The organism is Dictyobacter alpinus (genome assembly GCF_003967575.1).
GTDB lineage: Bacteria > Chloroflexota > Ktedonobacteria > Ktedonobacterales > Ktedonobacteraceae > Dictyobacter > Dictyobacter alpinus.
In genome coordinates this window covers 1,481,190-1,503,752 of sequence record NZ_BIFT01000002.1, presented here as the reverse complement: position 1 = coordinate 1,503,752, position 22,563 = coordinate 1,481,190, and the positions used below count along the sequence as shown (strand labels likewise).

Sequence of the window (22,563 nt, the reverse complement as noted above, 5' to 3'; positions counted from 1 at the left end):
CGAGCTGATGCTTTGAGCGTATCAGTTTTTATACAAAGAAGTATTAGACATATCAACTGGTGGCATTTATACTTTTTTTAGTGGCATGAACTGAAAATTTATATATGGATGCACAAAGATCAACTGACACACCCGGTAAAAAGGAAGATGTTGTTATGACACATTTCAGCAATAATGAGCAGAACAAACTGATTCAGCAGCGCTTTGGAGTGGCAGCCAGCGATTATGTCGGTAGTTCCGTACATTCGCAGGGGCCTGATCTTGACTGGTTGGTACAGGCGGCAGAACTCAAGGGCTCTGAAGTTGTAGTGGACCTGGCTACCGGCGCTGGCCATGCGGCTTTTGCGTTGGCTCCGCATGCTCATGAAGTAATCGCTATCGATTTTACTGTTCCTATGTTGGAGGCCGCTCAAAAGAGCGCTGGATATGCATATTGAGCATATTCGCTTTGTCGAAGGTGATGCCCATCATTTGCCTCTAGCAGATTATAGCGTGGATGTGCTTGCCTGCCGCCTGGCGGCCCATCACTTTGTAGATGTTCCGCAGGTCATACGTGAATGGAAACGCCTCCTCAAGCCAGCTGGTAAATTGCTACTGATTGATAGCATTGGAGCTGAAGATGCAGAGCTAGATGCCTTTATCCACGAGATTGAGGTCCTACGCGATCCTTCGCATGTACGCAATTATGCTGTTTCCACCTGGCTAGAGATGCTAAAAGCTGTGGGTATCGAGGCACATGTCCAGCATAGCTGGGGTATTCATATGGATGTGCCGACCTGGACACAACGTCAGCGCACCTCGCCCCAGCATGTTGAACGTATCCTGCAGCTCTTTGCTACCGCGCGCCCTGATGTGCGCCAACATCTACATATAGAGCAGCAACATGGTATTTATAGTTTTGATCTACCAGCTGCTTTGATCGTTGGCACAGTCGTATAAGCGTTAATATCGATAAAGAAATTTGCTCGTTTTATGCTGGTGCAAAGGATGATGGATAAGCATTTATCCTTTGCCCATCGTGATTTGCCTACAATTTTACTTTTTTGGGTCAGGCTTTATCGCTGGTGTATGTCTGCCCTTGAGGAACTGTGGATATATTTCCTACCACACTGGCGGTTTTCGTCTGTTTACTGCGTCCCGCGATCAGAGTATCAAGTGACCATGAGCCGGCTCCGCAAACGATTAATGCTAGCGCGATGCCAATGGCAAGAATAAAGAATTCAACACCCTCACCTTTTTGATGTCCGGCCCAGTTCATAAAAAATCCATTGGCTAGATGAACCTTCGTCATCGCTACGACTACAACACAGAGCAGACCTAGCGCTGCTAGTCGGGTGAGGAGTCCCAGCAGTAGTGCCAGGGGTGCCAAAAATTCTGTGAGAATGGCGATTACTGCGAGAAAGAGTGGAATCTGCATACCATTGGTAAAACCCGTCAATGTTGCCTGGAAGCCGTGACCACCAAACCATCCCAGTACTTTTTGTGATCCATGCACAATAAAGACCGCGAACAATGTCAGGCGCAATAAAAGCAGCCCTGTATTGACCATTGTGTCCGTAGGAAAACTAAAAAATTTCATCGTTGGCTCCTTTTTAAGTAAGAAAATAAGCCAATTTAATGCTTATCTTCCTGTGGACAAGCCTGAATAGATAAGTACATCTACATGTCCTGTTGACGATACATATCTGTTCAGAGTAATAGTATTTCTTTAGGACGAACTAACAGGTGAGAATTAGTAATGTGTCAGTACTTTTGTGTGATTTTAGCTCAACAACTTTTGGAGTTCTGGTACTAATCCAACGCGTGGTTCAATCTGCCGATAGTCAATGCCAAACGAGCTAATAATCTGACCATATTGCTCATCGCCATCATCAATCAATACGCTTTCGCCGTAGCCAATCTGGTGTGTCTGTAAATAGTCACCAAAGAAGACACTCTTGCCGTCGGCAGTTTTATCCATTTTCAGCCCTTTGAGTTTATAAGAATTCAAGACATCATCAAAAATATTTTGCAGTTTCAATGCGGGTACAGTCCAACGTGAAAAAGTATCCATATTGTCAGTTGCTACTACAACTTTGATGCCCATTGTCTGGAGTTGATGCACATACGCTGGAATCTCTGCCGAAACAAATTGCATCTGACTACAGCTTAAGGCCAGTTCTTGTAACAGAAGTTGTGGATCAAAAGTAGGATTTTGCTGACAGATAAAAGCGATAACGTCCTCACTACTCAATTCGCCGCGCATCCAATCGGTCATCTGACTAAAAGAGCTGTTTTTGCCGAAGAGCGTTGCCTGAATAGCCTGGAAGGTTGGATAGTGAGGATTTTCTGGATCATCAAGATGATTCCAGAAAAGTGAGTTGGATAAAGTAAATGCCCAATCAAGAAACACACATTTATATGGAGCCAATTTGTATCTCCTGCCAGTCAGTTTTTAGACAGTGTCAAGCGCCCATTCTTCTTTTAAATGTGCTGTAAAATTGTGTGCAGAGCACACAATTTTACAGCACATTTAAAACTGTTGGAGCGCCAGAGGCGCGAAAGCAGTTTTGATTATCGTGGTAGTTGTGGCCTTTTGCGTTGCTGTCGTGGTCACTGTTATTGTGGCTGTTGGGTGTACAGCAGGCATGGCCTGTCCTATGACTTTCATATTGGTGAGTAATGCAATGAGAATGAGCAGGATCACCAGGGCTGCGCCAATGATCCAGACGATACGTGGTATGCCTGACCGTGGCGTTTGGACGGATGCCTGCCGGGGCACGACCTGGATCGAGGGTGGGAGTTTTGGCATGACACTCTGAATGCCTGCGACTGGTTGTGGTAGTGCATCGACTTTATAGGCCTGATGAAAGGCATTTGCAAGTGCTTTAGGTGTGCGGAAGCGACGAGTTGGATCCTTTTCCAATGTCTGTAATATAACGCGTTCAACATCCGGGGTGACGGCTGAATTGATTTGTGATGGCGGCACCGGTTGATCCCGCATATGTTTCATGACAATCGTGACCGGATTTGGTCCTCTGAATGGCACATTTCCGGTGACCATTTGATAGATCAGCACCCCCAATGCATAGATGTCACTGGCCGGTGAGGCTGCATCTTCAACTAGTTCTGGCGCCATATATTCAGGCGTACCAATCAGAAAACCTGAGCGTGTCAGGCTATAATTATCTTCAATACTTTTGACCAGGCCAAAATCTGTCAGGTAGGCATACTTCCCGTCCTTTAGCAAGACATTGGAAGCTTTAATGTCTCGATGGAGCATGCCCTTTTCATGGGCAAATTGTAGGGCGCCAGCGATCTGTTCCAGAATATCGCTGGCCTCATCTAGCGATAATAGACCTTCAGAAGAGACGCGGCGGCTGAGGGTTCCATATTCAATATAAGGTGTGACCATGTAGGACCAGTTTTCGTAATCGCCGTAATCAATGGCCGAGAGAATATGTGGATGGTGAAGCTGTGACATAGCTCGCGCCTCACGGCGGAAGCGTTCATAATATTCGCCAGCACTGCGGCGTACCATTTTCATCGCCACAATTTGCTGTGTTCGCTGGTCCCGGGCCAGATACACTTCTGACATCCCTCCCTTGGCGAGACCACGTTCAATATGGTAGTGACCTATTGTTATATTTATCAGCTCTTGCATGAGCATTTTACACTCCTTGCATCCCAGCTTTGTAGAAAAAGATGAGTATAAAAAGTATACGATCAGAAAGCAATTTTTGGATCGAGAATAGTATCTTATAGAAATGCTTTTAGTTTAGATTGGCTATATACAGTGTTCTGAGGACCTGTATTATGCACTCCACATAAACCAGGATGAGCGGCCATCTTTTTGGGATGCTGGTGTTGGCCCATATCTTCCCTCTGAATGCTGGTCGGGTCAGGTATGCGCTTTATTGTATGACATAGTGGCATCTATTACAACTACAAACAACGCATCACCTGCTCATGTTATGTACCAAAAGGACCGGTGGGGTAAAAATAACCTGTACTGGCAGTTTTTGTTCCTCCTGAGTTATACTTGATTTTATAGCTACTGTTCATGTGCTGACCCGCGATCATTGAAGATCAGGGAAAAATGCAGGTTGGAAGACCATTTATGCGGATACAGCCAGAGAAAGCCCATATGCCTCGCAGTTCTGAGGTATATATATGGCATAAAGAGATACGCTTTGATCTACCCTTTTCCCTGTTGCTAGAGAATCTTCTTTACATTGGGGTGGCAAGAAGTGAGTCCTGGCATGTGAGGCCTCATTTTCATGATCATTTCGAGATGTGTTATGTGGATAAGGGCCAGGGCTGGTTTACCATTGAAGATGTTCCTTATACTGTCAAGCAGGGAGATCTGTTTCTGACACGTCCAGGTGAGGTTCATCAGGGGGCTGCATCTGGTGAGGCTGAATTTTGCTTATATTATGTAGGTTTCCAGTTAGCGCGTTTAAGTACGCTGGAATTGGAGTACTATCAATTAGGTATTCAACGTGTCGCACCTGATCCCAGCCAACAGATCAAAGCTCTTTTTGATCAGATTTTCTTTGATGAGTTGCAGCAGCGTCAATCTCATGCGCTAGAGATGGTGCAGAGTTTGTTTTTGCAATTATTGGTTTCTTTGCTACGTATTTATGCGCAAGCAACCCGGCAAGAAAATAAGCCACCTGTACCGCTGAGCCCAGTGTTGCGGCAGGCATTGTATTATCTTCATTCAGATCCTGGCGGTTATACAACTATAGATGCCCTTGCGCTGCAATTCCATATGAGCCGTTCGCATCTGGCACGTGAATTTAAACATGCGATGGGTATCTCACTCGGATATTATATGCGGTCAATTGCGCTGGAGTGGGCTAAAATATACTTAAAAGAAACGCCAGATACCGTTTCCGTAATTGCAGAACGCCTCCATTTCTCTTCAATACATACGTTCAGTATGTTTTTTAAGCGCCATACAAATATGTCACCTCAGGAGTATCGCAAATCTCTCTTACATTCAGACTCATATCGGCAAGATGATCATTGAGCGTCTTAGTGGAGTGGTAGGGGTAATGAGTCAAATCTTTAAAAATGGGATCGCACTGGTGAAAGACAATCCACGTTTCCCCGCGTATAGTTAAAAATGTCGCAAGCGTGACATAGCTGTATAGCGCAAGGAGAATATTGGATGCAACTGACTGCTGAAGAAATACTTTTATTACCTACTGATGAGGATGTAGAGTTTTATCGTATTCATGGTTACTATAAATCCAAGAAGCTGTTTACCGATGCGGAAATTGCGTCGGCGTTGGCTGGGAGCGAACGCTATTATGCAGGTGAGCGTGATTTTACTTTGCCCGTAGATGTACGTGGTTGGCGGCCTGAACATGGGAATGTATTGCGCAAGAATGATTATGCTTCACTGCAAAACAGGGAATTAGCTACCCTGATACGTAAACCTCTACTGGCAGCGGTAGCCGCACGTTTATCTGGATCCTCTATAAGGCTCTGGCACGATCAGCTATTATACAAGCCAAGCAGTGATCCTCAAAAAGGGACAAATGTTGGTTGGCATACCGATCGTGGTTATTGGAAGACATGCTCATCAACGCAAATGCTGACTGCCTGGATTCCGTTTCATGACTGTGATGAACGCATGGGAACCATTACCATGATTGATCAGAGTCAGGATTGGCCCGATAACACTGATCAACTGGACTTTTTCAGCAATGACCTTCAAGGCCTTGAAAAAAAGTTTAATACCGGTGGTCATCCGATCCTGAAAGTTCCTGTCGAGCTTGAAATGGGTCAGGTAAGCTTCCATTCATGCTTGACTATTCATGGCAGTGGACCCAATTTTACGGCTAACCCACGTCGCTCCATTGCGGTACATTTGCAAGACGAGGGTAATCACTATCAGGAATATCACTATTCAAACGGAACCCTGGCCCGCCACAACAATGATCAACTCTGTCGCCATAGTGTCAATCAGCAAGGCCAGCAATATCCAGATTATACCGACCCGGCCATCTGCCCCCAACTCTGGCCAGTTCACTAATTCATCCCTGGAGGAATAGTCAATCTTTTCTGTCAGACTCCCCGCTCCTCGCCAACGGCAGGGAGCGTTTTTGCTTATGCTACAGCAGAAAGTGTCCAACACAAACTTTCTGCTGTAGCATAAGCAAAAATATGCGAGTGCTGTAGGCGCCTGATAGGAGTGGCAAGCAAATGTCCGATTAAGCAAACAGGCGGTAGTAATTTTGGTATAAAGTGTGCTTTATCACCCATAAATTTGTTATATTACTGGTGAGAAATATACACATCGGTACGTATATACTTATTGGGAAACGCAAACACCCCTCATTCTTTGTCGCCGGGAATAACTATGTCCAGGATACGAATGTATTTGTGGTGGTGGCATGCCTTGTCCCCTGGCTTTATAAAGATGGGAAACATCTCTTTCGCGCACTATCTATCTGGGCATAGAAAGAGACGGAATCTTCATTACTTTATAGACACATAACAAGTCCAGTAAGCACATTGCACGAACTTTGAATTTATTTTTTCGCAATCTCTTTGGAGACAAAGAAAGGATCCTACCTCTATGAGAAGGTCTGGCGCTCCTAGCCTAATTATCTCGCTCTTTGTGTTGTGCGGGATATTCCTGTCAGCCTGTGGTACTACCACCCCTGCTACCAATAACAATGGTGGCGGTTCCACCCCTGCGCCGAAGACTGTGACACTGGTCACGGACATCGGTGGCTTGAACGATCAGAGCTTTAACCAGTCGGCCAATGTTGGTTACACAAAAGCTCAAAACGAATTAAAATTCCGTCGTCAGGTTATTGAATCTAAATCTCAGAACGACTATGTTAGCAACCTGACTCGTGCCGCCCAGACCTCTGATATGGTAATCGGTGTAGGTTTCCTGATGGCGACAGCCATGGATCAGGTGGCAAAAGCCAATCCTACCAAATCCTTTGCTTTGATTGACTCCTGTGCGACAGATGCTAAGGGCAACTGCGATCCGCTGAAAAACGTGGCTCCTTTGTCCTTCAAAGAGCAGCAGGCTGGCTGTCTGGCTGGTGTAGTCGCCGGGCAGATGGAACTGCTGGGTAAGAGCAAACTCACCAAGTTGTCTGGTAACAATACTATCGCGGCTGTTGGTGGTCTGGCGATCCCACCAGTTGACCACTACCTGGCTGGCTATCAGTACTGTGCTAAAAAAGTCAATCCTGCGGTAACTGTAAAAATCAATTACTCCCAGTCCTTTGACAATACTGCTAAATGTCAGGATATTGCCAACAACCAGATCAGCTCCGGAAAAGCTGATATCATCTTCCAGGTTGCTGGTGGTTGTGGCGTTGGTGCCTTACAGGCAGCCAAAGCCAAAGGTGTCTACAGTATCGGTGTTGACAGCGATCAATCTAAGGTCAACGATAGCGTGATTACTAGCGCCATCAAGCGCGTGGATCAGGCTGTTTATCTGACCATTAAAGATTTCGAGGCGAACAAATTCTCTCCGAATCCTGCTCCTTTTGATCTGACCAATGATGGTGTTGGTCTGGCTGGCCTCAGCTCTTCCTTGCCTGCTGAGATCAAACCTGTGGTTGACAAATATATTGCGGATATCAAATCTGGTGCCATAACTGTGCCAGATGCCGTACAGAAGTAGTTAGCCGCATTTCTGTTAACATTGGCATGATTGGCGCTGATCTTCTTTCTCTAGAGAGAAGGCAGCGCCATCTGCATGTTAGTGAAAGCCCATTGCTAAGGATCATTGTTGCCCGATCCAATTTATGCATAGTGTATATTTTGCTTGTGGTTGCGTTTGTCTCAGCCGCAACTCAATGTTATGATACAGTTCAGTCTTATTTGTCATTGCAAATCTTCTTATTCTTTCTATTGCGCAGGAGGAGCCGTATGGCAATGCCAACAGTGCAGCGTAGGACATCTGCTCCTGCGTCTCGATTGGCCAGGTGGATGCAACAATTCAGGGCAGCCTTAGGGCGGCCATTGATTGCAGTTCTGGTTTCCTTTATTCTTGGTGGTATCATCATCATGATTACCACGCCTGGACAGCTGGATAATCGTTTTATCACTGCCGTTTCAACCTATTATTATCTGCTTGTGGGTTCCTTTGGAAGTCTCCAAAGTATCTCTTATACTCTTGCGAAGGCAACCCCCCTGATCTTTGCTGGCCTCGCCGTTGCGATCGCTTTTCGCGCAGGCTTATTTAATATCGGTGCTGCTGGCCAGTTAGCGGTTGGGTCGATGGCGGCGGGTGCTATTGGTATCCAATTAGCATCGCTGCCAGGATGGTTGCTGGTCCCTCTTATGCTGCTAGGAAGCATGGTCGCGGGTGGCATCTGGGGAGGCCTCGTAGGTGTCCTGAAGGCATGGCGTGGTGCCCATGAAGTGGTGACCTCGATTATGCTGAACTGGATCGCCTTCTATGTTTGTGCTTTTCTGGTAGAAGGACCTTTTCAAGCGCCGAAACTTTCGCAGCAGACCCTTCCTATGGCGCCGCAAGCAACAATACCTTCCCTTGCCAATTTCTATAACCAGACTCTCGGTACGTTTTTGCCGCAGATTCCTGACGCAGCTCAATATACAGTGGACGTTGGCCTGCTGATTGCTTTTGTCGCGATGCTCGTCTACTGGTTTGTGACTGTCCGGACGACCTTTGGGTATGAATTGCGGGTTATCGGCCAGAATCCTAAGGCGGCCCGCTACGCGGGTATTTCGGTGCGCAAAAATATTGTCATGGTCATGATTATCGCCGGCGCTTTTGCGGGCCTGGCTGGCTCTGTACGCTTGATGGGTCAGTCGCCTTACCAATTGATTAGTTCTTCCTTTGCCGTGGATTCCACGGGTTTTGATGCCATTGGCGTTGCCTTGTTGGGTCGCACTACCTCAACCGGTGTCCTGTTGGCCTCCTTACTCTTTGGTAGCTTACAGCAAGCAGGACCTTATTTGCAGAGTTATGTGGATGTGCCGGGTGACATCATCACCATTTTGCAGGCTCTGGTACTCTTTAGTATCGCGGTTGAGTACGTACCTTCACTTCAGCGTTTCCTCCCCACTTTTCTGAGCCGAGGCTCCAGACCTGGACTGGTTCCTGGCATGATCAAGGTTAAGCCTCCAGAAGAACAGGGGACGGCTGACCCGCAAGAGGCGGTTGTGAGTGGTAATAAAGTAGTAGGTGAGGGCGTAGAAAAGACCGGATTGCCCACATCATCGGGACAGGAGGAATAATTGTGTTTTTCCAAATATTAGGGAAGGTCTTGCTATCAGCGGATTTCTGGCAGGCGAGCTTGCAGTTTGCGGTGCTTCTCCTCTTACCTGCTCTGGGCGCTGTGCTTTCAGAACGTAGCGGTGTGATTAATCTTGCGATGGAAGGCCTGATGTTGATCGGTGCCTATGTTGGGGTGATGATGGCTATCGCTACCAATAACGTCTGGTTGGGTGTACTGGGTGCAGTTATTGCTGGCGGACTGCTGGCTCTGGTGCATGCGGTTGTCTCTATTCATTTTATGGCTAACCAGACTGTGAGTGGTATTGCTATTAACCTGGCGGCCCTTGGCCTGACTAATTTCCTGTTGCCTATTCAGACCCAGGGACAAGGTATTAAAGCGCTTGATGATGCGTTGCGCTTGCCACAATTACAATGGGGACCGCTGGCAAATATTCCTTTTATCGGTCCTGTACTGTTCCAACAAAATATTATTTTTTATGTTGCTGTAGTTATATTGTTGGCAACGCAATTTTTGTTGTTCCGCACGAATATCGGCTTGCGTATTCGCGCGGTTGGTGAGCATCCTCATGCCGCGGATACCGCTGGTGTTAATGTGCGTCTGGTGCGCTATGCGTGTGTGGTCAGCAGTGGCCTGCTCTCTGGTCTGGCCGGCGCCTTCTTGTCGCTGGGTATTGCTGGTATCTTTAATCAGAACATGACGGCTGGACAGGGATATATCGCACTGGCCGCGATGATCTTTGGTAAATATACGCCGTTTGGTGCGGCTGCCGCCTGTCTGGTGTTTGGCCTTGGTGAAGCTTTGAGCCCCCGTCTACAGGATACAGGTATTTCGGCCAATTTGCTGAGTACCCTGCCATATCTGCTGACCCTGGTGGCCCTGGTTGGCCTGGTTGGTCGTACGACAGCCCCCGCTGCGGATGGCGTGCCTTATGAGCCAGCTTCAGAGTAGGAGTGACAGATTATGCAAGAGAGTACTGTAATCGCGCGATCTGAAGAGAAATCGACTCCATATGCCGTGGAGATGCGCGATATCTATAAAGCCTGGCCTGGTGTGGTCGCAAGTAATCATGTAAACCTGCAGGTGAAGAAGGGCGAGATCCATGCCCTGGTGGGCGAGAATGGCGCTGGTAAGTCTACTTTGATGAATATCCTCTATGGAATCGTCAAGCCGGATAGTGGTGAGGTGCTGATTAATGGTACCCCTGTGCATATCGCGGGACCTCGCGATGCGATTCGCCTGGGTATCGGTATGGTGCACCAGCACTTTATGTTGATTCCTCCTCTGACAGTAGCGGAAAATATTGTGCTGGGTAGCGAGCCAGGAGGCATTGGTGCGGCCTATGATCGTAAGCGTGCCCGTGAGGATATCCTGGCCTTGAGCGCGCGCTATGGTCTTCCTATCGATCCTGATGTACGCATCGAAAAGTTGTCTGTGGGACAGCAGCAGCGTGTCGAGATCTTAAAGATGCTCTATCGCGGTGCTGATATTCTGGTCATGGATGAGCCAACCGGTGTGCTGACTCCACAGGAAACAGATGAGTTATTTGTGGTGTTACGTGACCTGGTGAAGCAGGGTAAGACCATTATCTTTATTACCCATAAGTTGCGTGAAGTGCTGGCTGTTACCGATGCGATTACTGTTTTGCGTCGTGGGCAGAACGTTGGGGAACTGATCACAAAGGAAACCAACCAGCGTGAGATTGCCAGGGCTATGGTTGGTCGTGATGTGTTGCTACGCGTTGAGAAGACGCCGGCCAATCCGGGTCCCGTGGTACTCCATGTCCATGAACTCGAAGCACAATCTGACCGTGATTTAGCGATCCTGCACAAAGTCAGTCTGGATGTACATTCTGGTGAGATCCTTGGTATCGCTGGCGTTGAAGGCAATGGACAGACAGAACTGGTTGAGGTCCTGACCGGTATGCGCAAGCCGACCGGTGGACAGATCACGCTGACGGCTGTAAAGGATGGGAAGGCTGGCCGCGAGGTGGATATCACCACCTTAGGTGCGCGTGGTGTGCGTGTGGCTGGTATGTCGCATATTCCTGAAGATCGTCGTGAAAGTGGTCTGGTGATTGCCGAATCGATTGAGGACAATTCAATTCTGGGCCGGCATCGCTGGCAGCAATTTTCCTGGCGTGGACTGGTTTTGCAACTCAAACATATCGCTGGCTGGGCCCAGAAGTTAATTAAAGAGTTTGATGTCCGTACCCCATCGGCTACTGCTGCTATGAGTACGCTCTCAGGTGGTAATCAGCAGAAACTGATCATTGCTCGCGAATTAGGGGCTGATCCAGTTGTATTGATCGCTTCACAACCAACGCGTGGCGTTGATATTGGCGCCATCGAATTTATTCATCGTCAGCTCATCGACCAGCGTGATGCTGGCAAGGCTGTCCTGCTTATCTCCGCTGAACTTGACGAAATTCGTTCTTTATCGGACCGCATTGCCGTCATGTATGAAGGCAAAATCGTCGATATCGTCTCCCCAGAAGCTAGTGAAGAAGAACTTGGTATCCTCATGACCGGTGGTCATCGGGATCCTCAGTAAAGTTTTCCTTTAGTGAAAAGAGGATCTATCATATACAGTGATAGATCCTCTTTATAATCCAATAACATTAATAACGCCAGAAATGCTTTTCACGCACATCTGGTGTTTTTAAGGAACAAATGGCGAGGTGGTCGTGACCACCTCGCCATTTGTTCCTTAAAAACCATGTGCAAGTTTTCCACATACCCACTCTTTTGAGGAGGAAAATGACGAGGCGGTCGCGACCGCCTCGTCATTTTCCTCCTCAAAACAAGCGAGCGCCGTAGGCGCGAGGTGTGAGGGATAAAACTTGCACATGGCGTTCCTTAAAAACAAGCGAGGTAAATGCCCGTAAATGTTTGTTGGTCTCTTCTTGGTAACACATGCTAAAATGGAAGTTGTAGAAAGAGGTGTTTTATGGAACAAATTGGTAATGTCTTAAAAGTAGAGCGCGATATTGCCTGGTTGCCACAGCCGAATGAGGGATCGCTTATATTGTCAACGGTATTACCGCCTCTTGATGCGATTGCGACGGCGTTCGTGCTGGCATTTTCAGGTGAAGAAATCGTGATGAGTCAGTTGACCGACCGAGGCTGGGACCTTCCAGGCGGGCATGTTGAACCAGGTGAGACGGTGGAAGAGGCGGCACGGCGTGAACTGTATGAAGAGACCGGAGTCCATGTGGGGTCACTGCAACTTTTGGGTTATCAACGTCTGCGCTTACTAGGCCCAAAGCCAGATCCTTATGCTTATCCTTATCCAGATAGCTATCAGGTATTTTATACCGGACAAATAACAGGACTTGAGGACTTTGAGCGCACTTCCGAAACTCATGGGCGCGGCTTTTTTGCTCCCGAAGAAGCACGCAGAATTGATTGGATTCAACGCCACGCTGGTTTTTATGAGGCTGCCCTACAAAAAATACAGCAATAGTATTTTTCATGTTTCCATCTGTATAGAGTACAGTGGTATGTATCAAACAACTGCTCAATACATACCACTGTACTCTATACATGTGCCCATTGAAAACTTGCATGTGGCGTTACCATAATTGGTAGTGACGAAGTTTATATATTCTATATAGATGAAATGGAATATTATGTATACTGAAGAGACAGCAGATCCTGTACAAGCAAAGGTATCCTCTGATGGATCGTTTCTTGAGGTCTTAGGCGTTTTCATCAGGTTAGGCCTGACCTCCTTTGGTGGTCCTGTGGCCCATCTCGGTTATTTTCGGCAGGAAATTGTGGTGCGCCGTAAATGGCTGGATGAGCAGAATTATGCTGACCTTCTGGCGCTCTGCCAGTTTCTCCCAGGACCTTCGAGTAGCCAGATGGGGATCGCACTGGGTATGACCCGTGCCGGTCTATGGGGCGGTCTGGCTGCCTGGTTAGGCTTTACTTTGCCCTCAGCGCTTGCTCTGGTGCTCTTCGCTTATGCGACGACAATATTCCATGCTAGTGCTCAGACAGGATGGTTGCACGGCCTCTTGATCGCTGCTGTCGCGGTTGTGGCGCAGGCTGTCTGGGGTATGGCTTCAACGCTGTGTCCTGATAAACCACGGGCCACAATCGCCATTGTGGCAGCGATTGTGATCCTCCTCTGGCCGGTAGCCATTGCCCAATTGATCATACTGGCGCTAGCTGGTCTGATTGGCTGGCGACTTTTTCACCAGATGGCTATACCAGCCTCCTCGAAATTAACCTTGATGGTGTCCCGGCGTCTGGCCGTATGTAGTATAGTAATCTTCTTCACCTTATTAATAGGATTGCCGTTACTACGGCTTATCGCGCCCAATCAAGGGCTGGCACTCTTTGATACATTTTTCCGGGTTGGTTCGCTTGTCTTTGGTGGTGGTCATGTGGTCTTGCCGTTACTGCAACGTGAAGTAGTTCCTGCGGGCTGGGTGAGCAATGATCAATTTATTACAGGCTATGCGGCCGCTCAGGCTGTACCAGGACCTCTCTTTACCTTTTCTGCCTATCTCGGGGCTGTTTCACATCCCAGCCCCAATGGTTGGCTTGGAGGTATCATTGCTCTGGTGGCTATTTTCCTACCCTCATTCCTGTTTGTAACCGGCATTCTACCCTTCTGGAACCAGCTACGCACCTATCAGCCCTTCCAGGCTGCGTTACGAGGCATCAACGCGGCCGTTGTCGGCATCCTCCTCGCAGCCCTCTACCAACCGATCTGGACCACCGCTATTCATGTTCCAGTCGACTTCGCTCTCGGCCTCCTCGCATTTGGCCTGCTCGTCATCTGGAAGTTGCCCCCCTGGGCTGTAGTCCTTATTTCAGCTCTACTAGGTATTCTCATACAACATATATAAAACCATTTGAACACTAAAGGAAACCCAAAGAAGTAAAAAATCCTCAGTGGCTGCAACATTTTAAACTGTTAAAACTCTTTATTTTAAATGTTAAAACTTCTTGTAAGTGTGTTGTAAAATCGTGTGCTTTGCACACGATTTTACAACACACTTACAAGAATCACGGGCGCTTTAGGGCCCGTGTGCGGTTGCACAAATGAGATGCTAAATTTATCCATAGAGTTATATGGCTAAAAAAATTATCTATATGGATTTAATAAACTTCTTAAGAGGATTATAACTTCAAGTAAACATAATCTGTGAGGTTAAAAAGCTGCTCAGTTTTGGTGCCACTGACTGGATCTGTATAGCTAAGATAGAGGCAATCGCTGTCCTGTCTGCTGCCAAGGACACGGACTTCTTCTTGCATCACAATAATAATGCTGCCGCGATCAATGAGTTGTACATTTCTCCAGGCATAGGTTGTTTGTTGCTGAGCAAACAGCATATGCTGTTGTCCACGACGTCCTTGCTGCACTCTTTTCTCAACCATAGATTTCTCCCTTGTTTGTCAGGCATCGTGAATTACCACAGTAAAAAAAATGTGTTTTTTTCCTGTTAAGTAGGCCAGAAAAACACAACTAAACAGCCACCATCTTATGGATTTCCCCTTCCTTATTATTATACCAGTTTTTCTATAAAACTGCCTCAAGTGAGTACATTTTTAACATGCTATATAGCATAATATAAGATCATATTGTATAAATTGGCTTTTTCCGTTAAAATAGTTTTATGCGCCTGAGGCTTATACCAGATCAGGCACGAAAGTACGTAAAACGCTAGTATAATTTTGCTCTGGTTTCAATCCTTGGGCAGGAAGGCCAGTTCAGTTGTTGGCTTTATGATCAGTTCTTCATAGATACTGCCCATCTGTTCTGCTGGGTAGGGCATCTTATGCGCGAGCCACCAGTCAATGAGTGCGATGCTAGAAGCAACAACATGATTTGAGGCGATTTCTAGTGGGATTTTGTTCTGGGTATGGCCACTATGTTCATTGAAGGTTGTCTGTGCCGCAGCCGCGATGAGTTGCTGACGCAGGTAGCCACTGTTCAGGAGTACATGTACCACTTCATGATGTTCCTCAACATAGCGAAATAGAAGTGGACCAGTTGTAGTTGTGCCTTGATTGCGCAATAGATCGATGAATTCCGTCAGTACAACATCCAATACATCTTTTAGCAAGCCGTCTTTATCGCGATAGTGGCGAAAAAACGTTGCATAGCCGATATCAGCTCTTTCAGTAATGTCACGGATTGTTACCGCATCGTACCCTTTTTCCAGTGTCAGAGCGATTAATGCTTTAGCCAGTGAATGTTGCGTGCGCCTCACCCGGCGATCCTGCGTATCCATAGATTCCCCCGTATATCAGTATGATGCATGTCCACTTAGAATATCACATCCATTCATGAACAGAATATTGCTGCCGATTAATTCTTGATATATGTGCCAAAAACAGTATCTATTGGCGTTTCTCTTGAATTTTTGCTGGTTTTTATGATATAGTATGTCTCATAATATATATATAATTTCGAATGTTTGCAACTATATCATAAAAATATTGCTAAGAAAGTAGGTCTTTATGGCACAGAATATTCCAACCATGCCCGAGGCGTCGGATGGCGCGGGGCGCTGTCCTATCGATCATCAAGCGTTATCGCGTCAGAAGACAGGTCGGACCGTTGAGCCGGTTGACCTGCCTATCGAGTGTGATGAAGCTGGCGTCTGGCATGTACGCGGTTTTGAGGAGGCACGTTTTATTCTGCGGAGCGGTGATACACGGCAGGCAGGATTTAATGCTGATCAGATCGCGGATGTCAAAAGTCTAGAGAATAAACCCATCCTTTATCAAGAAGGTAAGATTCACCAGCAGCAGCGTAAGCAAACGGCCCGCTTCTTTACGCCAAAAACAGTGAGTACCCAGTATCGACAATTTATGGAAACCCTGTCGGATCAACTGGTGGAGAAGGTGAAGCGTGAGAAGCAGGTTGATTTGAGCCAGTTGAGCCTGGCCCTGGCCGTACAGGTGGCGGCGCGTGTGGTTGGTCTGACCAGTAGCCGCTTACCAGGTATGGATCGTCGCCTGGATGCATTCTTTCATCAGAGCTCTAATGGACCAGCTCCTGATGCAAAGTCCAAACCAACGCTGTTTGATAAGATACGCCAGTTGTTAGGACAGCGGCAGATGCTCTCCTTCTACTTCCTGGATGTGCAGCCTGCTATTAAGGCGCGTAAACAGAAACCGCAGGAAGATGTTATCTCGCATCTGATTGGTCTCAAATATAGCGAGCCAGAAATCCTGACGGAATGTGTAACCTATGCGGCGGCTGGTATGGTTACCACACGTGAATTTATCAGCATGGCGGCCTGGCATTTTCTGGAGCATCCAGCGCTACGTGATCGCTATCTGGGCGGCTCAGAGGATGAGCGTACCGAGATGCTGCATGAGGTGCTACGCATTGAGCCAGTGGTTGGCAATTTGTATCGTCGCGCTACCGCTGATGTGACTGTACAGAGTCAGGGCAAGAGCTTCGTAATTCCTAATGGTGCATTAATTGACCTCCACATCTATGCTACCAATGCTGACCAGACTGTTGTGGGTGAGGAGCCCTTGTCCATCTGTCCCGAACGGCACTTGCAAGGGGATCGTGTGGCTTCGATGTTAATGGGCTTTGGTGATGGTACTCATCGCTGTCCCGGTTCATTTCTGGCCATTCAAGAGACCGATATCTTCCTGAAACGTCTCCTGGCCCTACCCAACCTGAGTATTGAACGCGCCCCTACCCTTACCTGGAACGACGTCAGTACCGGATATGAACTGCGCAAGTTCATATTGAAGCTTGAAGATAAATAAAGCGTTTATCGTTTGCGCACAGATAAAAGAGCACCCGGCAATGATTATAGAATCCATCATTGCCGGGTGCTCTTTTATCTATTCCTGTTCACGGCTGGTATGAATGATAAGTAGTTGACCTTGATCAATTGTGACAGTAGCCTGGGATTCCAGGAGTTCGTTACTGATGCCACGTGGAGTGCCAAAGCGCAGGTTTTCTCCTTTGAGTGCATAGGCCAGGTTGGCGGTGGTGATCGCTGTGACCTCCATCGTCATAGGGAAAAGCGAGACAAAGTCCCCTGATTGTCCGCTAATGCTGCTGCTGGCGGGTCCACTGAGCAGCCAGCAAGTAGAGGGACCATCAATGATCTGCACTGGGATATCGTGGAATCCGGTCAGCAGAAAGACGTTGGCCAGGCTATGCTCAATACGTGAACCACCAAAGGCCCCTAGAATTGTAATAGTGCTGGCGCCACGCTGCCGAGCCTCTATTAATGCCAGTTCTGTATCGGTTTCATCTTTATGCACGGAAGCTCTGATTAATTGACTGCCCTGTTGTTGTAACTCCTCTATCAGATGTTCAGGCAGCGAATCGAAATCCCCCAGAATCACAGCCGGAATATGCCCATAATCGAGCGCGGTAGCCGCTCCACTATCCGCAGCAATAATGAGATCGGCAGTTTGTAGTACCGCCTGTACTTTGGGCCCTGGACGGAGCTTTCCGCCTGCGAAGATAACAATATGCATAGAACTTTTCCCATCCGTTAAACGCTTTTTGGCTTTTCATTATAGCAGAAATGGCTTTACTTGAGAGGCATTTTTAGTGGCTATTATTTCTTTTTGTTTTTAGTTTCTCCTTATACTAAATATGAACTAGATAATGAGTCACATGCTAGCATTCATTTAAAATACCTGTAGGATTTTTGTGTGGTGCCAGCGCCTAACAATAGTAGAAAGTGTAATTTGTAATGAAGCGACCAGAATCAGTGAAGTCCAGCTTAAAGACAGGGTACTCCCCCCGATTTTCCCTTTGCTTTATCAGCTTCCTTTGCCTGCTATTCATGGGGAGTCAAGTATTGGCTGGTGGTAGCTTGCAATCTCAACCAGCGATTGCCCGAGGACCATTGCAGCAACACAATGTGTTGAAGACAAAAAAAGGTGTTTCCCATCAGCATACTCATGGAAAGCTGCAAGCTTCTTTACATAAAGCCAACAAAAATAGTGATAAACAACATACGTTAAAACATAAGCAACCTGTCATACCTGCAAAGGCGACTTCGATGGTAGCTGCAACTGCGACTGTCGCCGTTCTGGCTCCTTCAGAACCACTGAAGACAGCCGCAACTGCAATGTCGCTAGTAACGGCCGTTGCCAGAAATGCGACAAAGGCCTTCGAGCCATCTGTTCCTGCTCTTTATATTCGGCACATAAATCCTACAGCTAACCAATTGAAAGTTGGAGAAACCATTGTGTACCGCCTGGTAGTAGGAAATGGAGAGGGTACGGTTGCAGATACCAGGCAGGCTGGGATTGTCGTGATGAATGTTGTCCCGCTGGGCTTAACCCATCTTAAAGCCAGTGGTTTGAATTGGCAGATCACTCTGAGCGATACCATCGGACCAGCTGTATTGACTGCTAAATATACTGGTACAAAGCCTATTGATGCCAATACTGACCTGCCACCAATATTTGTGATTGGCACCTTGACTCGGGATGCTGAGCCAGCTATTACCAGTACCGCAACTGTGGATGGGCTTGAAAATCAAGATACCGATAAAGATATTACGACCACTACGCTATTTGTAGGTGCACAAAAGACTGAATATTTAGCCGCAAAAGCAACTGTGATACCTACGATGCATGTAATCATGACACCTGTGCCACACAAAATCTTTGCTGTACCTACACCTACTCCAAGAATTTTGCCTGTGACGCCCACGCGTGTAGCACATCCCAAGGTGATCCCTGACAAGATCAGGACGCCAATGTTGCGTCCAATTCCCAGAGCTACCCCATATATAAAACCAGAAATACATAGGAGGTCTGGTATTTCCCTCCAAGCAACTGTGACACCAGTGGCAACGGCAATACTGAACCCGCATGTAACCCCAACGTCGATCGCTGTAACAACTGTGTTGCCGAAGATTGTGCAAGCGCCTCTGATGAGTGCGCACCTTCGTCTGGTCATGGCACGACCTGATGCACCGGCTGATAATCATTATGCCATTGGGCAGAGAGCCAATTATGTGTTGAGTGTCAGTAATATGCAGGGCAATGAAAATCAGGTCGTGTCGATCGTCGATATTGTTGCTGTAGGTCTTAGCAATATAACTTATACTGGATCGGGTTGGACTATTGCTGCATCGAGTACCGTTGGGCCGGCTGCCATAGTGGCTACATTTAATGGACCTTATCCAATTGTGGCTGGTACAACTTTGCCGCCAATTACAATTAGTGGTGTGATCACCAGTGCCGCTGGACCCTTATTATCCAACGCATCGGTGGTGGTTTCCAACGATATTGTGGATGCGCCTGAGAATATCATCGTGGATTCCTTTGTGGTCGGAGCAACGGTTCCCGCAGAGCCTACTCAGACGAAATTGCCTGTCAGCACGCCAGTGCCGTCTGTGATGCCTACCCCAGTGACGCCTGTGTCCACTGTAGTATTAACCCATGCGGGGCCGCCTGTAGGCACTGCAGGCACAACTCCTACAACTAGTGTTGGTCCAGATCTGATGCTTGTGCATACCAATCTCTATGGTGATCATGCCACGGTTGGTGATAAAGTGGATTTTGTCATCGTTGTAGCTAAGACCAGAGCCGCCGAGGCTATCCCCAACTCCAAAAGCATCTCTGTCGATGAGGTGATGCCGTTGGGATTACGCAATTTGCAGGCAACCGGTAAAGATTGGCTGATTACTTTGAGTGATACCGTCAGTCCAGCCGTGATGCATGCACAATATATAGGTAAAATCGGGTCCCATTCCACTATCAATCTCGCGCCAATTGCCATCACGGGCGAACTCACAAATGACGCGCTCCCAATCCTCACTTCAACGGCTGCGGTTGATATTCCTGGCGATCCTGCTACTGACAATAATTTAGCTTCAAGTACACTACTTGTACAAGCTGCTCAGCCTCATAATATCCAGGGTGTAAAGCCACATGTCCATAGCTATGCACGCTTTGAGCATGATAAAACCCGTAGGCATTGACCAGCTTTTGGGTGTGAGGGTACAGAAAAGTGTCGGCTCAGCCGACACTTTTCTGTACCCTCACACCCAAATTTTTTGCTCTTGATTGGCGTTAGCCATTGTATTTGTAGATATGTACCCAATCTACATCCATTGAGACTGGAAAGGCCGTGTTGGGATCTGGATCGCCTGTGAATGCGTCTCCTGAACTGATGGCAATCCCAAACCACATTGAGAAATTGGGAATGTTCTTGGTTAATGAACCCTGGTCAACCCCATCTACCAGAAAACGGATACGTCCAGGTGTCCATTCATAAGTGAAGACATGGAAGGCATCAGCAAAATTGCCATGGGCCTGGACCTGATCAGACGTGCCATCGACTCCATGGTTGGTACAATAGAGCGTATCTTTGTTGACTGGTGGGCTTTCAAATAGATCGACCTGTGCAGAATTTGCTTGCTGGCTGTTAGGCCAGAGGATCGTATATGGATCAAGGCCTTTGCCATGTGGTAGTTGGGCTCGAAACTCATATTTTCCATAGACCTGTGCCAGGCCGAATGCAGCCAGGCCACCGGTAGTAATAGCGTAGCCACTGGTGGTTTTGCGTTCCGCCCCTACATGAAGCAATCCATTTGATACCTGTACCTCTTTGGGATCATAAAAGCTTTTCCCGCCGCCATGCGGGCCATTATAGGTCCCCCAGGGAGAGTTGAGACTGCTACCATTGAAATCGTCATTTAAAATCAAGCTCCAACCGGCACTACTGGTAGGTGGTGCTGGATTCGTCCCTACATTTGCCGCTGTGGGTACTGGCGTTGGTGTTACAGGTACTGGTGTTGGTGTGGGAAGAGCTCTGGGGGCGGTCGTTGGGTGAGGAGCTAATTGTAAATGCATATCCTTCATTGGATCTTTCGGATTGCTTTGACTCCTGGCTATACTGGTTGGCGTACTACCACTGACCGGTTTTGTTGTAACCTTGTTAGAGGATTGCGATAATGCAGGATAAATAAAAATTGTCGCAGTGATCAGTATGCACAACAATAGCAATGCGCCGGCAAGGAACAAACGCCTTCTTTGCTTCACAGCCTTGCATTCTCCTTCATCGATATTATGGACACAAAAGGACAGTGGTCGAGCAATAAAGCAAAAAATACTATTCTGAAAACGTGTCAACATGCACGCTACCTGTCCCACCGTCCATAGCATAGCACGTGGGTTGGGGACTATTTGTATATTTCGCTTAATACTAGCAGAAAAGTACTTCTGTATGGTACAGAGGAGAATCGCCCTCTGTACCATACAAGGATGGTAGCGTCAACTCGTTGTGATGTTTCCACATAAGATTGGATTGAAACCGGTCTGGGTTGAGAGATCGGTTGTGTAATGAATATTGATGTCCCAGCCAGTGGCAGGGATACCAGCGACACCATTGAATGACATTGTTTTTGTGGCGTTTCCCTGACTATCGGCCTGGAGTGGACTTAAATCGTAGAGGATCTGTTTCGTATAGTTGCAATCTCCGGCATGAATATGCGCGGCATGAGTACTGTTTGGCGCTAATCCACTTACATTCAAAGTGACGGTCAGGACTTTACCTTCAACACTGAGCTTACTATTCCCAATCGCATTTTCGTTAGGACTGGTGGTTGGTCCCAAGGGGGCACTGACTTCGTTGGCTGCATCGGTATTGAGAATAGTGGCGCAAGCGATCGGTGTATATTGATCTTCCGGCTGGAGTTTCGGCCCGTTATGAACGTTGATTAACCAACCGCTGGCGGGTATGCCATCAGGGACATTTTTGATTATGGTCGTTGTTTTGGCCTGACCTGTCATATCGCTGACTACATTTTGCAGACTATACTTGACGGGATCATTTGGATTCTGGCAGTTGCCTTCATGGATATGGGCCGGGTGAATACTGCTGGGAGCTAGCCCGATAAGAGTGGTAGTGACGGTCAACGTTTTCGTGGTGGCATTATAACTAAGATGGACGTTACCAGTGGGACTATGAGCCAGGCTGGCATACCCTACGCTAGCATCCTTGGTTTTAGCATAGGCCGCGCCTGGGAATACTGCTAAGCTTACCAGTAAGAGGATTAACGTTAGCACAGAGATACCAGCACCTCTCGTTTTTCCTGTTCGCATTGAAGATTTTAAAGACATACCTGGCTCCTTATCCTTCATGACGATAATGACATCCGTTACTATTATGTCTGTTTGTTTTTTTATGTTGCAATGTGAGCAATTGTATTTAGGAGCAACAGGAGCGGTATTTTCAGATGCATCAGTTTCCGTTCAATTTTACTGCGTCTTTACTATTGCTGGCTCTAGATGCCGACTTAGATACCTGATTCGGGGAGCAAGTTAAGCTGTTTCTGACATACATTGGACCGCCAGCTTTTGAAATGCAATTA

At 47.3% G+C, this 22,563-nt stretch carries 20 protein-coding genes; 12 read left to right on the top strand and 8 right to left on the bottom strand.

What is annotated here, in order from left to right:
* The first annotated feature begins 155 nt into the window (after positions 1-155).
* Positions 156-437 (top strand): class I SAM-dependent methyltransferase, encoded by a 282-nt coding sequence (locus EL633_RS28545; protein WP_126630631.1) that lies wholly within the window; start codon positions 156-158, stop codon positions 435-437.
* Complete coding sequence (locus tag EL633_RS28540; protein ID WP_126630630.1) at positions 427-939, top strand: class I SAM-dependent methyltransferase; 513 nt, start codon at positions 427-429, stop codon at positions 937-939. Before EL633_RS28545 ends, EL633_RS28540 begins: the two co-directional genes overlap by 11 nt.
* A gap of 109 nt (positions 940-1,048) precedes the next feature.
* On the opposite strand, the gene EL633_RS28535 is transcribed toward EL633_RS28540, so the two are convergent.
* The 3 genes from EL633_RS28535 to EL633_RS28525 form a co-directional block, all read right to left on the bottom strand.
* Positions 1,049-1,579, bottom strand: a complete 531-nt coding sequence (locus tag EL633_RS28535) for a DoxX family protein (protein WP_218027602.1) — start codon at positions 1,577-1,579, stop codon at positions 1,049-1,051.
* Positions 1,580-1,762: 183 nt separating this feature from the next.
* Complete coding sequence (locus tag EL633_RS28530; RefSeq protein ID WP_126630629.1) at positions 1,763-2,410, bottom strand: HAD family hydrolase; 648 nt, start codon at positions 2,408-2,410, stop codon at positions 1,763-1,765.
* 102 nt (positions 2,411-2,512) lie between these two features.
* Complete coding sequence (locus EL633_RS28525; RefSeq protein WP_161982508.1) at positions 2,513-3,643, bottom strand: serine/threonine protein kinase; 1,131 nt, start codon at positions 3,641-3,643, stop codon at positions 2,513-2,515.
* Positions 3,644-4,126: 483 nt separating this feature from the next.
* Between EL633_RS28525 and EL633_RS28520 the strand changes: the two genes are divergently transcribed.
* From EL633_RS28520 to chrA, 8 genes are all read left to right on the top strand, one after another.
* Positions 4,127-5,014: a helix-turn-helix transcriptional regulator gene (locus EL633_RS28520; RefSeq protein ID WP_161982507.1), complete on the top strand. Its 888-nt coding sequence runs from the start codon at positions 4,127-4,129 to the stop codon at positions 5,012-5,014.
* 141 nt (positions 5,015-5,155) lie between these two features.
* Positions 5,156-6,025: a phytanoyl-CoA dioxygenase family protein gene (locus EL633_RS28515; RefSeq protein ID WP_126630626.1), complete on the top strand. Its 870-nt coding sequence runs from the start codon at positions 5,156-5,158 to the stop codon at positions 6,023-6,025.
* 546 nt (positions 6,026-6,571) lie between these two features.
* Entirely contained in the window at positions 6,572-7,642 is a 1,071-nt protein-coding gene (locus EL633_RS28510; protein ID WP_126630625.1) for a BMP family lipoprotein, read from the top strand.
* Between the two features lie 248 nt (positions 7,643-7,890).
* Entirely contained in the window at positions 7,891-9,225 is a 1,335-nt protein-coding gene (locus EL633_RS28505; protein WP_161982506.1) for an ABC transporter permease, read from the top strand.
* Positions 9,226-9,227: 2 nt separating this feature from the next.
* Complete coding sequence (locus EL633_RS28500) at positions 9,228-10,175, top strand: ABC transporter permease (RefSeq protein ID WP_246039285.1); 948 nt, start codon at positions 9,228-9,230, stop codon at positions 10,173-10,175.
* A gap of 12 nt (positions 10,176-10,187) precedes the next feature.
* Positions 10,188-11,777 carry an ABC transporter ATP-binding protein gene (locus EL633_RS28495; protein ID WP_126630623.1) on the top strand — a complete coding sequence of 530 codons (1,590 nt, stop codon included), beginning with the start codon at positions 10,188-10,190 and terminating at the stop codon, positions 11,775-11,777.
* A gap of 396 nt (positions 11,778-12,173) precedes the next feature.
* The gene (locus tag EL633_RS28490; protein WP_126630622.1) at positions 12,174-12,689 is read left to right on the top strand and encodes an NUDIX domain-containing protein; all 516 of its coding nucleotides are present in this window, start codon (positions 12,174-12,176) and stop codon (positions 12,687-12,689) included.
* 166 nt (positions 12,690-12,855) lie between these two features.
* Positions 12,856-14,085, top strand: a complete 1,230-nt coding sequence (gene chrA, locus EL633_RS28485) for a chromate efflux transporter (RefSeq protein ID WP_246039284.1) — start codon at positions 12,856-12,858, stop codon at positions 14,083-14,085.
* 274 nt (positions 14,086-14,359) lie between these two features.
* Here chrA and EL633_RS28480 read toward each other — a convergent pair whose 3' ends face one another.
* Complete coding sequence (locus EL633_RS28480; protein ID WP_126630620.1) at positions 14,360-14,617, bottom strand: hypothetical protein; 258 nt, start codon at positions 14,615-14,617, stop codon at positions 14,360-14,362.
* 308 nt (positions 14,618-14,925) lie between these two features.
* Positions 14,926-15,474: a TetR/AcrR family transcriptional regulator gene (locus tag EL633_RS28475; protein ID WP_126630619.1), complete on the bottom strand. Its 549-nt coding sequence runs from the start codon at positions 15,472-15,474 to the stop codon at positions 14,926-14,928.
* A gap of 229 nt (positions 15,475-15,703) precedes the next feature.
* Between EL633_RS28475 and EL633_RS28470 the strand changes: the two genes are divergently transcribed.
* Positions 15,704-16,975, top strand: coding sequence for a cytochrome P450 (locus tag EL633_RS28470; RefSeq protein WP_246039283.1), 1,272 nt, complete (start codon positions 15,704-15,706; stop codon positions 16,973-16,975).
* Positions 16,976-17,053: 78 nt separating this feature from the next.
* On the opposite strand, the gene EL633_RS28465 is transcribed toward EL633_RS28470, so the two are convergent.
* Positions 17,054-17,701: a thiamine diphosphokinase gene (locus EL633_RS28465; RefSeq protein ID WP_126630618.1), complete on the bottom strand. Its 648-nt coding sequence runs from the start codon at positions 17,699-17,701 to the stop codon at positions 17,054-17,056.
* A 329-nt stretch (positions 17,702-18,030) separates the two neighbouring features.
* On the opposite strand from EL633_RS28465, the gene EL633_RS28460 reads away from it, so the two are divergent.
* Positions 18,031-20,169 (top strand): hypothetical protein, encoded by a 2,139-nt coding sequence (locus EL633_RS28460; RefSeq protein WP_126630617.1) that lies wholly within the window; start codon positions 18,031-18,033, stop codon positions 20,167-20,169.
* A gap of 91 nt (positions 20,170-20,260) precedes the next feature.
* Here the strand turns inward: EL633_RS28460 and EL633_RS28455 are convergent, their stop codons facing one another.
* Positions 20,261-21,232: a glycoside hydrolase family 16 protein gene (locus tag EL633_RS28455; RefSeq protein WP_161982505.1), complete on the bottom strand. Its 972-nt coding sequence runs from the start codon at positions 21,230-21,232 to the stop codon at positions 20,261-20,263.
* Between the two features lie 231 nt (positions 21,233-21,463).
* A complete protein-coding gene (locus EL633_RS28450) occupies positions 21,464-22,312 on the bottom strand; it encodes a CHRD domain-containing protein (RefSeq protein ID WP_126630615.1) in 849 nt (282 codons plus the stop codon).
* Between the last annotated feature and the right edge of the window lie 251 nt (positions 22,313-22,563).